Source organism: Bacillus sp. ISL-7 (assembly GCF_018613065.1).
The window spans coordinates 151,354-165,654 of sequence record NZ_JAGGQW010000050.1 but is presented as its reverse complement, the minus strand read 5'-3'; the positions used below and the strand labels follow the sequence as shown (position 1 = coordinate 165,654).

Below are 14,301 nucleotides of genomic sequence, written 5' to 3'. Positions count from 1 at the left end.
GACCTTTATGAGGCCCTTTTTAGTTGGTGACGTATTCATCGGAATAAATCATCGACTTGCTATTTGGGCGATATTCTGCAACAGGAACCCAAATTGATTTACAATCAATAGCAATTCCTCCAGGATGATACACATCCCCTTCACCAAGCTTTATATCTTTATTGCTTGTTACCCAATGTTACTAGGTACCTATAAAGAATAACTGGAAGGTTTATCTGCACAATCAGTTCTACATTATCACCGAGTCTTATCAAAGGCATCTGCCTTAACAGTCCGTATCCAAGTCCTGGTGAAATCAGATGGCAGAAAAATACGAATACCTTGGAGCACTTGCTCAAATTTCTGAGCTTATTTATTTCTCTAGATATGAAGAATAGACTAATATTCAGTAATAGTATTGAACACATATTAAAAACACGTTATAAAAGCAATCATATTGTATTTAATTAGTCGGCAATACGAACATGTTTCCTAGGAACTTAAATCGAGCAATCACGAAATTAATTAAGCCCTAATCAGGCTTTCTTTATTATTGTCAATGTCGAAATTTACTGCTGAAATAAATAGAAAATTGATTAATAGAGGAGAATTACATAAAGAACGCTAATGCATTTATTCACTAATCTAAATTTATAAACAACTTTAGACAAATAATAGAGAAGAATATATAATCATTATGAGGAAAAAACATGAAAAGAGGAGAAATAATGGATATAAAACGGCAAAATGTCGATTTTGGTAATTCGGTCTTTCAAACCCTTGTGGACGGTTATTATTTTGAAATTCCTACAAATGTAGTAGAAATAACGAGGGAAAAGGCAGACGGGCACTTTCCGTCTACTTTCCATGATCCCCAATCCCTTCTTCAAAGTTTACTCATTTCAACTACGATAGACGGTGTTGAGAAATATTATTTGGTGGGCGATTCAGCGGAAAAACAAGTGTTAGGAAACAGTCATATCAACAAACTTCATGATAAAACGGAATCTGAGATTCCCTATGTGATGTTCCTGGCGTCAGTTGCTTATTACAATGTATTAAAAGGAAACGACAAAGAAGATAAACGAGTGAACATTAATTATTTTTCTACTATGCTTCCAATTTGGTTGCTTAAGAAAACGAACAAGTTTAGTGATATGCAAAATAAAATGGCAAGCCGATTTGAAGGGGAGCACCAAGTAACGATTTTAACACCAGGATTTGAAAGAGTTGTATCCATTCATGTCGAAACAAGCAAATGCCGGATTGAAAGTGAAGTTGCTCGTTGGGCAATTAAAAAAGATTTTGATTTACAAGATCGAGAGGAAGCAAATTCATTTCTAAACTTTGAAACTCTAATTGTGGATTTAGGAGGAGGGACTGTTGATCTTGCGTTGCTTCAAGCAGGACTTCAAGCTCCTAAGAGCAGGGAATCATTAAATTGCTTCGCCGACATTTCGTATCTAAAACACATTGAGAAACTAAGAAGTGAAAAGTTACTGGAGTACTTTGATGATGTTCGTTCACTAGAAGAATTCATTATCAATAACATTGAAAAAACAAAAATGGAGCAGAGGGATGGAAATAGCGGTAAAAAGGTTGATCTCACTGAGCAAATCCATGAGTCATTAAGGGAGTACACGCAAATTTTAATAACGAAAATTGAAAACACATTCCCGTCACCTAAAGATAAGGTATATAAATATGTTTATATTGGTGGAATTGCCAGCATCCTGAAACAATTCATCCAAGAATCGATCGATATAAGGTATGGAGTCGAAATTAGAGAGCAAAATCATCTTTTCCTTCAAGATACAAGAAAATTAAATTTATACGGTCTAGAAATAATAAGCAGGCATGAAACAAACGTAGTTTTCGCCTAAGAAGAGGGAGGAGAACATATGAGCAACAAAGATTATCTTCTTGGGGAGAAGTCTGCTTTCGGATTAGACAATATGTATTCACATCTAGGTGCACAGATGATTGCACCATTTTACGCACTATCGAGCCTTTTTTTAACTGCTGTTAATCTCCAAACGGATGTGGGCAAATTAATGAATAAGGAATCAGGAAGTAAGGACCAAAGTATAATGTTTACTTTAGAAACTTCAAAAATTTCTCCAAAGGTGTATTCAATTCTTGAGCAAAAGGCAAAAGAAAATGAGCTGGAGGATTATATAACGAAGCTTGTTGAGCAAGATGTAGAAAAATTGGACAAAGAAGAAGAGACCATAACTGTATTGGATACACTTCGTAAAGAGTTTTTAGGTAAGATCAACCTACTTAAACAAGAATTCGCTTCACGTGTTGTTGTAGATCCTAATGAGATTGGGTCCGGCCAAGCATACGAGCTGCGGAATTTTGTAACGAAACTCGGTGAGCAAAAATTAGACAAGGAAGAATTCCAAACGTTGTTAAACTCCCTTCGAAGCGATTTATTAGATGAAATTAGCTTGCTTAAAAATGAGCTTGCTTTCCGTCCTGATGTTCCTTCCAATCCAAATAAGCAAAATCCTCCTGTAGAACCTGCGGAGGTAGTGACGGATATTAAAGAAGGACAATTACTCGAAAGTGATCGAGTAAAAGGGACTATTGAAGAAGTCATAGATATGGATTTTTAAATATGAAATAGCGGAGTGATGCTCTGCTACTAATAACACGTCCAAGAGATTCCTCTTGGACGTTCGTTGTAAACGGAAGAAGGAATTATTTACTTCGATTAGAGAATTTACTTGAGTAAGGATGTGGTTAAGTTTAACTTCTAGACTTTTTAGTTCTTTTCCAAAATCTTTAATTTCGGATTGCAGTTCTGCATGGTTTAGTTGTTTAGCTCTCGTTTCTTCCAAAAGATCTTCTAAGTCAGAAGAAAAAACTTTATACAATAACTAATTGACAAGCTTCTCATATAGGTGTAAGTTACATATAGTGTTTTTTATTAATTAGGAGGTTTTTTATAATGGAATTAAACAATGAGTTAGTTACTAATTTTGGTGAATCTCTATTAAACATTTGGACAAACAGTTTGGACAAGGTGACCGATTCTCAAAAAGAAATAGAAAATCTTTTGCTTCAAGCATTTACAACACAAAAAGAATCATTGGAGAAAATTGCTGAAGGAATGGACTTTATCCAAGAACAACAGAAAAAATTAATTGCAGATGTTCGCGATTATGTAATGCAAAATGTTGAAACAGTTTACGGTGAACAAGCAAGCCAAACTTTCGAAAAGTGGTATGCTCAACTAGATGAAATAAATAACCGTGTTCAACAGTTAACCTCCACTCCATACAAAGAAAGTTTAAATTTATTAAATCAGTCACAAGAGCAGTTCCAACAATCGATTAAAAATAGTATCGAACAGCAAAGAAAGATTCGTGAAGAGGCTGTAAATCAATTTAAAACTGCACAAAAAGGATTTATGGATTTATTTGAATCCAACACAAAAATGGCATTTAATTTGTTTAAGTAGAACAGCGAATTTTCGCTATTATATTTACAATGTACATATAATATATATATCCTACCACTGAAGGGGCAATGGTAGCCACCATTGTGGAACGTAATTAAAATATAGTTTAACAATTTGATTATTTTCAATGCTGGCCTTCTAATATCCTTATCTTGCTCTCATATTTTGGAAGGTAAAGTCTGTATTTCCTTCTGCTATTTTTTATTAAATTCTATTAAATATGAGAAATTTTTTTGTTTTAAAGACTAACAAAGATTTCCTTTTTGTTTAAATCACAATGATAAAGAAATTGGAGAAAATATACCTTAATCTTTATCAACGGGTGCAAAGAAAGGAGTTGCCATTGGGCAGCTCCTTGTTGTGTTAATAAGCAGTTTAGCTGAACCAGAATTTCGCATTATATTCGATCCTCTGTAGTGGACATCTTGGCTGTAAGGATGGATAACGGGTGCTTTGGTCTTAGAACAAAATGGACGAGTCTTTTGTGTTTTTATATACCAATTAATATTCTAAACAGGAATTTTCTATTATAACCGTAAACACAAAACTATAATTCTATAGGGTGTGGTTTGGGCGGGGATACTTTTTGTGGCAGGTCCGTATATAACAATTAAATCTCTGTTCGCAGGGGTTCTTGAAAAGAGTTGCCCATTTGTTAATACTATTTGAGTATATGGAGAAATATTTAATCGTAATCGTCCATCACTACTCTCCAACTCACTATTAAAATAATCTACTTTTACATTCTGATATGGGCTATCTTTTACCATGACAAGTGCTTGATATTGTGGAGGGTAAATAAGTAGAGCAGGTGCATTTCCGTCATAATATCCAGTCACGTGATCTCCTACTGCCACCATTACATGGTCAACAAAGTAAGTTGTGGGTGACACCACGAAATTTACTAATGCTCCCAATCCGTTTTCTACAGATATTAATTTATAACAGCCTTCACCTTCACCATTTTGGCCTGTAAAAAAATCACTAATCATAGTGACAGTCCCGTTAAAAGAATAAAAATTTATCATACAATACCTCCATTACTTTAAAAAGAAAATGCATAAAGCGAACCATTAGTTGAGGCTAATTAACTTTGTTCCAAGTATGGCTGTTGCCAATCTAGTAGATAAAAATTGAGTGCCATTCCATGTTAAAAGGTTTTCGACATATCCTAATGTATCCGTCTTTTTAACTATGTCAAGAATGAAAAGTAGGTCTAATGGAGGACTTCCTACATTTACTCTATAAAGATCTTCATAATTGACTTTGAATGTATAGCTATTATTATATATTTCAAAATCAAACAATAGGTGAGGAATATTATTACTGAAGGAGTAAATATTGAATATACCGTACCCCCCGCTACCCTCCCGATTCAATACTTACCAAAATATCCAATATATTATCTTTATAAAAAATCCCCAAGGAAGAGCTTAGCATTGTATCCAGCATTATTTTGAAGATTAATTGTTGAAATCTGGTTAGAAAGCCCATCTTGAATTACAAGTGTAATATAATCTGCGAAGATTTCGGTTTCAACGTTTTTTCTTCCATTTAAATAGACGTAATCAATTATACCGTCACCTGTAACGTCACCTTGCTTCATGTCAAGCATCACAACGTTTCCAGAATAAGTATAGGTACCATACGTTTGTTCTTGGAATTGCCCGTACAAATAACTCCCCCCTATAAACATTTGGCAATTACTTGGTGTTTCAAATGCAGGTTAATACCAGCACCTATCGCTTTAAAATCTATAGCGGGTCTTTCTATTGGTGTAAAAGGTGGGGCGGGTCGAGTAATAGGAAGTGAGCATCGATTACCTCCAGCCTATGCTGCATTTGCTAATACGGCTTTAGCACATGCTTTAGACTATGATGATATTAATGATTTAGCTAGAATCCATCCAACCCCTGTTACATTAGCTGCCGCATTAGCAGCTGCTGACGCTGAGGATTCAAAGAGGACGGATCTTATTACTCCAGTTGCACTAGGAAACGAGTTATTGTGTCGACTGGGATATGCAATCGAACCCAGGGGTACTGGTACGGATTCCAAATGGTTCTTAAGTCAACTGTTTGGTTATTTAGGTGCAGCCATAACTGCTGGACTGGTCCTTGGATTAGATGATAATGAGTTAGTTAACGCCTTAGGACTGGCATATATGCAAGTAGCTGGCGGTAAGGAACCAGGTGTTTCATCAATGGGAGGTGTTCAAGCAGCATTATTAGCCCGAGAAGGGGTGACAGCACCTGCAAGTTGTCTGGATGGGAAGACGGGTCTCTTTCTAAATTATTTTGGGAAGAATTTAAATGAAAAACAACGAAGCGTATTATTGAACTCTGAAACATGGGCGTTTTCCGATACATCTATTAAACTTTATCCTAGCTGTCGTTACTCACATCCCTTATTGTGGCATTTACATTTGTGCATGGGAGTGTTCACTTGAATAATTTGACGGAGAGGGCCCTTATGAATACCGAAGTGTTAGATTTATCTAATCGTATAAAAATTGAGCAAACACAGGCTGATACGCCTGGAATTCCTTTAGGTGATATTAAGATAGTAAACGCCAAAGGTACAAAAAGACATATAGAACGAATTCACCCTGAAACATCTTTTGATGAAGTTAAGAAGAAATTTATCGAATGTTGTCAGTATGCAAACGTAGCCGATCCTGAAGTGCTGTGGGATACGTTATGCCATAATCAGATTTTGATGAAGTGAATAGATTACCAATGATTATTCATTAGTTCTTAAGGATCAGTCCCCCAAAGGAGTAAAGTATTACTCCTTTGGGGGACTGATCCTTTTTGTTGTCGTTGATTGACTCCAAATCTCTATGCAGACAACATTATATCAAGAAAATTTCAATTACCAACCATAACTCAACTAGTTTATAATAAAAGGATATCCAAATTGGGTAGTAGGAGTCTATTTCTATGACACTAAGAGATTAAAGTAGGTGAATTATTATCGATATCATCGAAACTAGGGTAAGAGGTTTTATTGCTGATATTCAACACCCAAAACAAAAAAAGAAAATAAATATAAACGATTTGGAAATTCAGTTGCGCAAGCTTTTGGATGATTATTTTGAAATGGACGGCTATTCGTTGTTTTATCGTGCCATTGAAACATTGCAAGCGGAAGGACAACTGATTCCTATTCCAAATAATCAATACAATGGAAGAAGCCCAGCGCTTGCCTTATATTACTGGGTTAATTTAAAAGTTCAAACGCTCAAATGGGATCGTTTCGAGATGATGAAATTAGGTGATCAGTTTGATTTTTCCTTTTATGAACGGCATCCCGAATGGCAAACGAAAGACGAGTGGAATCGAATCCAACATGTTTATACTTTTCTCAAATCCAATCAGGAAAGAGAAAACGTGTCATTTGAAGAAAGAAGTCTGGAGCTCTTTGGTCATGAAAAATTCTTACTAGACAATGATAGCTTTCCGGATGGAAAAGGGTTTTTAGCTAGAATTGGCGTATCTGAAGAGCAACTTAAAATGGTGAATTACGGGGAGCCTTTTGTATTTTGGATGAAACAAGGGAAAGAAATAAAAGATATTCAGCGGATTCTGATCGTCGAAAATCTATCATTCTTTCATACTTCCATTAAGTTATTGGAAGCCAATCAACTCGATTATGAACCTGAACTAATCATATATGGTGAAGGGACTAAAATCGAACGGAGCTTTTCCTTTTTCTTCAGAATGTTTCCGCCCAAACCCTATCTTTTCTATTACGCAGGAGACCTTGATGCCGCGGGATACGGGATCCTCATTCGGCTTATCGAAAAATACTCGGATTGCTGTATTCAGCCTGCTTTAAAAATATATCGCAAAATGCTTCAATGTCTAGAACAAAGGAATGACCAGAAACAAGGCCAAACACAAAACATCAAATACCGTGATGCATTCTTTCAATGGTTTACGGAAGAGGAGCAAGCCTTATTAATGCAATTTTGGCAAGAAAATAAGCGAATCCCACAAGAAGTCTTAAACATAGAAACATGGAGGCGATGGATGTGAACGAATCATGGGAAGGATTCGCCCAGCGTATGCAACGATTAAATCCACTGTTTGAGCTTGGTAGGGGAATGGAAGTGGGTGAGCTTAAACCTCATATCCAAACCATTCTCATGCAAGTGCTCCTGACCATCTTTTATAGAGAATTAAATGATGATGATCATAGACGCAAGTCAGATATCAAGTATATGGTGGAAGATTCCATTAAGCAAATGAAGCTTTTGGCAGACGATAGGCAAATTGAACGGATAACAAGCGGGCTCCTGTATCAGGGGAAAGAAGAGTATAGTAAACCGTTTGAAGCCTTATATTACGATGAAATAAGACAATCCTGGGAGACTCAGGTCTTCCGATATGTCACAATGGATGAATTATATACGAATTTAGAGATGGGCGGATCCATTGTTTATAAACTCACGGATGTTGCTCAGGAAATGATTTTTATGAGCAGGGAAATGGCTGAGGAATTCTCGATAACGATTGAACAACTCTACAGTATGCAGCTGATTAAAAATGGAAATTTTAGAAAAGCTACTCGAAACCTCGATCACCTCATTTCACGAGTAAACCGCTTAATGGCAAAGGAATTCTCCTTTCAAAAGGAAATGATCAACAATCCCAAAATCTTATTGATGGAAGAGGAATGGCAAAGGGCTGACAATCGTGTGGAAATTGAAAAGCAATTTGAAGAAGAAAAAAACCACTTCCGTACCATCACTAGTATGATCGATAAAACAAAACGAAGGAATGAAGAAGATGATTATATTCAGAAAGAATTGATTCTTCTCCAAGAAAAAATTGGCCATACAAGGCAATTGCACGATCGTTTTGCTAAGCTGGTTATTCAAAATATTTCCTATGAAATGAAATTAAAAGTGGAAAACCCTTCCTTGTTTTGGGAAAACAGTTTGGTCTCCTTTCGAGAGCATATTTATGAAAATGGGTTCATGAAGAATGGAATTCAAACTTTTACGGAAATCGAAACGGTGCTTTCTCCTTTATTTTCACCGAAGAATGAATTTATTTTGCCTCTTGATTGGATTTGGGGTGAGCAAGAATTCGATGAAAAACAACTAACCGATGCCGTAATTGAAGAGGAGGCAGAAGAAAGCATTACGCGTCTGCGAGTGACGAACTGGGAATCTGTTATTAAGGCATGGAGTTATGTTTTTCAATTCTTACAAATAAACGGAGAGTTTTCGTTAGCTGATTTAGCAGAGATGCCATTAGAAGTACAGGATTTATGGTTTGAAGAATCTGAAACGATTGATTTGTGGATGATGTTCGATAAAAAGCCACTGAAGGTTCAAGTGCTACATCGAAAAGAAGAAACATTAAGCGATGAGAGGGAAATTCTTCTTTATAAACTAATGAAGGAATATCCTCAATTTCAAACTTTTGAGGGCACAAAAATCTTTACTGAGTTTGATCATAAAGCGGAGCCTTTCTTATGGTATCAAACGAAAATGACCCCTTTTAAACTATGTGTACAGGAGGAGAAAGGATGAATGCAGAAACGATCAAAAGAGCATCTGCTGTCTATTTTACTCTATTAAAAGATAAAGTAATCGACGAGAATAGTGAACACTTCCAGACTTATTTCGATCCGGAGGTGAGACAGACGGTTCTTTTATTAGCAGACGAATCTGGTACATATATCATTGAATCGCCAAAACGCATCCAATTAGTTGTCCAGCCTACTGGCTCCGTCTTTGCTACTAATTTTACCCATATGAAAGAAAAGCATCGACAAGTCGAAAATAAGAAACATTTTCATCTTATCAGTGTTGTCATTATGTCATTTTTAGCGGCCATCGATCGCAACCAGGCTGCAAAAATTCGCACGAAGCGGGAAGGGATTAGCTATTACGCATTAGAACGGCAAGTCAACGACCTAATGATTCAATGGGATAGCATTCTTAAATCTAAACCGACCTTCGGGGAAGAGGAACGAATTGATATGAAGGAAGTTGTAACCACCTGGAAATACATGGAGGTTGACACGGACGATTATGGAGTAAAAAAAGGCAATAGACGAACAAGAATCGGTTTAATTGCCGGAGCTATGCGTTTATTAGAGACGGAGGGGCTGATCGTCATTCTTGATCGGGACGATATAGCTAAGGTGATACCAAAACAAGAGCTTTTTGAGCGAATTGAATACCTGTATCACGATTATGACCGTTATGAAGTTTTTAAGCAATTAATGACATCAGAGGAGGATGAGCATGCCGAAGATTCATCGAATTAGAATTGTTAACCTGAAGTATGATGGCATGCAAAAGCAATATAAAGATACCACTTTTAATTTTCATAATGATGAGACATCAACCAATGGCCTCATTGCGATGATGAATGGGGGTGGGAAAGGTGTGTTCCTTCAAACGATCTTCCAAATACTCAAACCTGGGACTTCGTGGGGGAAACAAAACAATCGTTATTATCAACAGTTCTTCTTTAATAATAAAGAACAATTTATTCCATATACATTTCATGTACTTATTCAATGGGAATTGGACGGAGCTGACCGCCGGCATCTGATTACGGGAGGAATGTTCTCAGCCGAACAACGGATCTCGATGAGTGAAGAAAGTGGAAATGAAAGTAAAACATTGGAACAGGAAGCAAAGATCCTCCCTACTATTACCTTTTATACGAGAGAATTTGAACGGAAAGAAGAGGCAGCACTTGAGCATATTCCACTCTACGATAATGATGAGGTTGCTGAAATCGAAAGTTTAAAGGACTATTTAAAATGGAATGGATATGACGTTTACCGAGATACGAAGAAGCACTATCGCATCCTTGATACATACGGAATTAACCGTAAAGACTGGGATATTATGAAAGATATTAACAAGGATGAGGGCGGCGTTGGGAAATACTTTGAGGGAGCGGAGGATGATCATTCCCTGTTCCAAAAACGAATTGTTCCAACTGTTAGTCAAGTCTTGCACAGGACGGAACATCAAAAGAATGATCTTGTGGAGATTTTCAAGAGTCAGGCAAGTATCGCTAAGGACCTGCCTGTTCTCTTAAAAAGAGAGCAAGCCCATAAAGAGTTTTTAGAAGACATTGTCCCTTTTGAAGAGCATCTAGCTAAAGGTGTAGAACATAAAGAAATTGTTCAAGCAAGTATACAGGCAGGAAGACAACTGCTGGGTGCTTTAGAGCATTTGAAGCAAACGGAAGAGGAAATGCAGCTTACTTTAGAAAAAGACATGGAGAAATTAATCCTAAGGCAAGCAGAACTACGCTATCAAAAAGACAACCTGGAGTATGCAAAAGCTCACAGAGAAGTTATGGATTGGGAAAAGAAATTAGTGGAAGAAAGGAAGAAGCATACTTCCTTACAAGCCATCGTTCTAGAGAAACAGGAGCGAAAAGAAGCGTTAGTATTTCAGGCTTTATTGAAAGAGTGGAGTGAAAACGAACAAACCATTCGCTCTCTTTCCCAGCAGATAGCCACATTGGAACAAAATAGTGGCTTAGAGCAAGTGAATCAAAGAATGGAAGAAATCAAACAAGAAGCTAAAAAGCAATGGGAGCAGTCCTTTTTATCCATACAAGAAGCGATTAAGCAGTATGTGGGATATCAAAAGTTCTTAAAGAAAAAAGGAACGGAGCTGTCGCAACAGGATAAACAAAAGACAAAAAAGATTGCTCAGCTTAGTACTGAAATTGATTTTCTTTACACGCAGATGCATGCCTTTGAGTCCAAGGAAGCGGCACTAATCCAAGCATTTGGCGACCGCTTAAGCTATGACTTAAAGGGATTGATCGAAAGTCTTTTTAAACAAATTGAAGACAAAAAGGCTAGACTATTAGAAGTGCAAGCAAAAGATAAAGAATCTAGTGAACGGCAAAACCAACTTGCGAATTCACATGGTACCCTCGTCCAATCGATTCAGTTTGCAGAAGAAAAATGTGAAGAATTAAACCTAGCAAATGAAGAGCAAATGCAAAGAGAAGCAAAATTATTGGATAAACTTCATGGTTTATTAAATGAAGCCACAGCGCCGTTTACTCACTCGCTCTTATCGAAGTATTCTATACAAATAGAAGAATTACTAAGCAATAATCGACAACAAGCTGAACAAATTAAAAAAGACCTATGGGAAACACAACTCGACCATTCCTTAAACGATGAGCCCTTTTGGGTAGCAAATAAAGATGTAAAAGAATTAAAGGAATGGATCGATGAGAAGACTGGCATTGATGTGTTTTATGGTACCCAATTTCTCCAATCTTTACGTGCTGAGGACCTAGCGAAAAACCTTATGAAGTATCCACTCCTTCCATACGGTTTGGTCGTAAGCGGGCAGCAATGGCAAAAAATAAATCAGCAGGTTCTTTCCGGAAGAATGTTCAAAAGTCCTGTTCCAATTTTCTTGCGGGAGGAAATGAACAGCGAATATCATCAAACTTCCTTTGTGATCATTAACGGAACCGAGCAAGAGCTATTAACGGATAAAAACCAATTCACCAACTGGAAAATAAAGATTGCTAAACAAATAGAAGAAAAGAAAGATACACTCCTTGAAATTGAAAAAACAGAAACCTCCTTACGTCGTGTTTTAAAGGAAATCGATCGATTTTTATCAAGCGATCTTTCTATTGATATCGAAAAAGCTCTCAATCAGGAACAAAACGCGCTTCTTTCTAAGAAAAAAAATTTACAGGAAATCAAAGCACAAGAAGAAAAAGAAAAAGAATTGCAACTTCAGCTAAAAGAACAGCTGGAGAATACAAAAAGTAAAATAGAAAAGCTTACAAAAGATGTGGAAACATTAGAGGATTTTGATCAAGAAAAAACTCTTCATCAAGAAAATAAACGAGTGAAATTAGAGAAAGAGAAACAAAAGGAAGCCTTAGGTTCTCAGCAGCAAGAAATAGGAAAAGAGCTCCAAAATACAGTTGAACTGCAAAACCAGTGGAATCAAACGTATTTAGAATGGAAGCTGACATCCGAACAAACTATAAAGGAGATCAGGTTCTTTATAGAAGAAGCGGTTTTTCCTACTGATGAAAAAGCAGATCCATGTGATGAGGTCCCTCATCTTTCATCACATTTATTAGAAAAGATAAACGGAAGTATTGGAGAGCTAAAACAGCTCCAGAAATCAAAGGAAGAACAGGCTAAAGAATTACTCGTTATTCAAGCAAAAAAAGAAACCGAACAAAAGCAGCAAAAGAAATTAGAGAAAAAACTCAATGCTCATGATGAAGATTGGAATAAAGTTCCAGAACCAGATGAACCTATCAGTATCTTAGAAAATATGCTGCAAACCGCACAGAAGGAAGCGAAGGCAGCGGAAAAAGAAGAACGTGAACAAGGAACTGCTGTAACCGTCGCGGAAACGTCCTTAAAGCATGCAACTGAACAACGTGAAAAGTCAGGAAAGAAAGTCGAGAAGCATGAAAAACAGCCTGAAGAATGGGCAGATCTTGACTTAGTGGTAAAAGAAGTAGAAATTAAAGACCAAACAAAGTTGACGAAAGAGGAAGTAAAGCAGGCTGAGAAACGCAAAAAAGAAACTGAAAATAATATTACTGGCTATGAAGGAGATTTATTAACCTTATCCGTAATCCTAAAGGAAGAAGCGGGAGTATTTACGAATGAGGATGTAGAAAAAATTAAGACTCAAGGCAAAGCATGTATCTTATCCTGGTGTGAAGATCATCAAGCAATACAGGAAGAGGGGCAAGAGAAGCATGCGAAAATCGATCAATCCCTGCGCAATTTAAAGCTCACGATAGAAGGAAAAGATTGGGAGATCCGCTTTAAAAATGAAATATTAACCACACTAGACCATATGGATACAAGGCATTATACACATATCCAGAGCATCGTTAAAAACATGAAGCGTTTTTCACAAAGTGGGTTGGAACAATTAGAACGCGACAAAGAAAGGGCAGAAAAGGCTCAAAACTTCTGGGCAAGCCGTGCTAGCATGAAAGTGATGAGCATTGCTGAGGCGATTCGTTCGATGGTTGCGAAAATGAAGCTGAAAAATGAACGAGGGTCCTTTCCACTCGTCCAGCTCAAAGAAGATATTTTACCTAAAAAGGCGGAAGATATCGAACCACTGCTAAAGCAGCATTTTGTAGCTGCTATTAACAAAATCACTAAACAATTTGATATGATTGATGATCATAATCGCGCCTTAGACGAAGAAATAAAACAACTGATAAGTGATGAGCAAATTTTATTTGTATCACTCCGAAATCGCTATCCTGAGCTGCTTGTCTATAATATGCGAACGGATAATGCCTTTATGTACGGGAAACCTCAAAGAGAGCATTATTCAACCTGGCAGACTATTAATCAAGGTTCTAGGACGAAATCCGATGGCAGCGGCGGACAAAAGCTATCGGCCCGAATGGTGATGATGATGATGTTATTATCCGTTAAAAGCGATACCGATCAAAGCTGGGTGCCTTTAGTTTGTGATAATCCGTTCGGACAAGCAGCATCGGCACACGTCCTTGACCCGATTTTCGCCGTGGCCGAAAAACTAAAGTTCCAATTCATTGTTGTCACTCCGCCCGAACTGGTGAAAACAGAAATCAGCCAAAGATTTGATTCCTATTATAAATTGGACTTCATTCGTGAAAAAGGAAAAGAAATTGTTTCGGACACGATTGTTCCAGCCTTTCGGATTTACCAGGGAGAGGCAGTCGTTCAATAAGGTAACACAATGATAGAATCGAGGATTAGGGGAAAAAATCTCACTTTCTGTATAGAAGGTGGGATTTTTATTTGTATTAGGGAAAACGTCTAATAAATAAGAAGACCACGGTGCAATACCGAGG

General features: G+C 37.1%; 12 protein-coding genes. 9 read left to right on the top strand and 3 right to left on the bottom strand.

Annotation, left to right across the window (positions count from 1 at the left end; all coding sequences use genetic code 11):
- Positions 1 to 19 precede the first annotated feature (19 nt).
- Positions 20 to 154: a DUF6454 family protein gene (locus J7E66_RS32375; RefSeq protein ID WP_308162560.1), complete on the bottom strand. Its 135-nt coding sequence runs from the start codon at positions 152 to 154 to the stop codon at positions 20 to 22.
- Positions 155 to 707: 553 nt separating this feature from the next.
- On the opposite strand from J7E66_RS32375, the gene J7E66_RS21265 reads away from it, so the two are divergent.
- The 3 genes from J7E66_RS21265 (at position 708) to J7E66_RS21255 (ending at position 3,448) form a co-directional block, all read left to right on the top strand.
- Positions 708 to 1,862, top strand: a complete 1,155-nt coding sequence (locus J7E66_RS21265) for a ParM/StbA family protein (RefSeq protein WP_215003487.1) — start codon at positions 708 to 710, stop codon at positions 1,860 to 1,862.
- 18 nt (positions 1,863 to 1,880) lie between these two features.
- Positions 1,881 to 2,600 carry a hypothetical protein gene (locus J7E66_RS21260; protein ID WP_215003485.1) on the top strand — a complete coding sequence of 240 codons (720 nt, stop codon included), beginning with the start codon at positions 1,881 to 1,883 and terminating at the stop codon, positions 2,598 to 2,600.
- A gap of 335 nt (positions 2,601 to 2,935) precedes the next feature.
- Positions 2,936 to 3,448 (top strand): hypothetical protein, encoded by a 513-nt coding sequence (locus tag J7E66_RS21255; RefSeq protein ID WP_215003483.1) that lies wholly within the window; start codon positions 2,936 to 2,938, stop codon positions 3,446 to 3,448.
- 527 nt (positions 3,449 to 3,975) lie between these two features.
- Here the strand turns inward: J7E66_RS21255 and J7E66_RS21250 are convergent.
- Together J7E66_RS21250 and J7E66_RS31935 are read right to left on the bottom strand one after the other, a co-directional pair.
- Complete coding sequence (locus J7E66_RS21250; protein ID WP_215003481.1) at positions 3,976 to 4,476, bottom strand: hypothetical protein; 501 nt, start codon at positions 4,474 to 4,476, stop codon at positions 3,976 to 3,978.
- A 380-nt stretch (positions 4,477 to 4,856) separates the two neighbouring features.
- On the bottom strand, positions 4,857 to 5,123 hold the full coding sequence (locus tag J7E66_RS31935; protein ID WP_251033051.1) for a hypothetical protein: 267 nt from the start codon (positions 5,121 to 5,123) through the stop codon (positions 4,857 to 4,859).
- Here J7E66_RS31935 and J7E66_RS21240 point away from each other — a divergent pair.
- The 6 genes from J7E66_RS21240 to J7E66_RS21215 all read left to right on the top strand — a co-directional run bounded on the left by J7E66_RS21240 (position 5,100) and on the right by J7E66_RS21215 (position 14,177).
- The gene (locus J7E66_RS21240) at positions 5,100 to 5,897 is read left to right on the top strand and encodes an MmgE/PrpD family protein (protein ID WP_215003479.1); all 798 of its coding nucleotides are present in this window, start codon (positions 5,100 to 5,102) and stop codon (positions 5,895 to 5,897) included. The genes J7E66_RS31935 and J7E66_RS21240 overlap by 24 nt on opposite strands.
- Before the next feature lie 23 nt (positions 5,898 to 5,920).
- Entirely contained in the window at positions 5,921 to 6,175 is a 255-nt protein-coding gene (locus tag J7E66_RS21235; protein ID WP_215003477.1) for a hypothetical protein, read from the top strand.
- A gap of 344 nt (positions 6,176 to 6,519) precedes the next feature.
- Positions 6,520 to 7,488 carry a Wadjet anti-phage system protein JetD domain-containing protein gene (locus tag J7E66_RS21230; RefSeq protein WP_251033050.1) on the top strand — a complete coding sequence of 323 codons (969 nt, stop codon included), beginning with the start codon at positions 6,520 to 6,522 and terminating at the stop codon, positions 7,486 to 7,488.
- Positions 7,479 to 8,993 carry a hypothetical protein gene (locus J7E66_RS21225; RefSeq protein WP_251033049.1) on the top strand — a complete coding sequence of 505 codons (1,515 nt, stop codon included), beginning with the start codon at positions 7,479 to 7,481 and terminating at the stop codon, positions 8,991 to 8,993. The genes J7E66_RS21230 and J7E66_RS21225 overlap by 10 nt, the downstream gene beginning before the upstream one ends.
- Entirely contained in the window at positions 8,990 to 9,736 is a 747-nt protein-coding gene (locus tag J7E66_RS21220; RefSeq protein ID WP_215003475.1) for a DUF6063 family protein, read from the top strand. The genes J7E66_RS21225 and J7E66_RS21220 overlap by 4 nt, the downstream gene beginning before the upstream one ends.
- Positions 9,714 to 14,177, top strand: a complete 4,464-nt coding sequence (locus J7E66_RS21215; protein ID WP_215003473.1) for a hypothetical protein — start codon at positions 9,714 to 9,716, stop codon at positions 14,175 to 14,177. The genes J7E66_RS21220 and J7E66_RS21215 overlap by 23 nt, the downstream gene beginning before the upstream one ends.
- The last annotated feature ends 124 nt before the right edge of the window (positions 14,178 to 14,301 follow it).

What these genes read in the sequence shown, in the direction of transcription:
- J7E66_RS21260 (WP_215003485.1), top strand. Translation starts at nt 1,881, where the DNA reads ATGAGCAACAAAGATTATCTTCTTGGGGAGAAGTCTGCTTTCGGATTA.
- J7E66_RS21255 (WP_215003483.1), top strand. Translation starts at nt 2,936, where the DNA reads ATGGAATTAAACAATGAGTTAGTTACTAATTTTGGTGAATCTCTATTA.
- J7E66_RS21235 (WP_215003477.1), top strand. Translation starts at nt 5,921, where the DNA reads ATGAATACCGAAGTGTTAGATTTATCTAATCGTATAAAAATTGAGCAA.
- J7E66_RS21265 (WP_215003487.1), top strand. Translation starts at nt 708, where the DNA reads ATGGATATAAAACGGCAAAATGTCGATTTTGGTAATTCGGTCTTTCAA.
- J7E66_RS21250 (WP_215003481.1), bottom strand. Translation starts at nt 4,476, where the DNA reads ATGATAAATTTTTATTCTTTTAACGGGACTGTCACTATGATTAGTGAT.
- J7E66_RS21215 (WP_215003473.1), top strand. Translation starts at nt 9,714, where the DNA reads ATGCCGAAGATTCATCGAATTAGAATTGTTAACCTGAAGTATGATGGC.
- J7E66_RS21220 (WP_215003475.1), top strand. Translation starts at nt 8,990, where the DNA reads ATGAATGCAGAAACGATCAAAAGAGCATCTGCTGTCTATTTTACTCTA.
- J7E66_RS21225 (WP_251033049.1), top strand. Translation starts at nt 7,479, where the DNA reads ATGGATGTGAACGAATCATGGGAAGGATTCGCCCAGCGTATGCAACGA.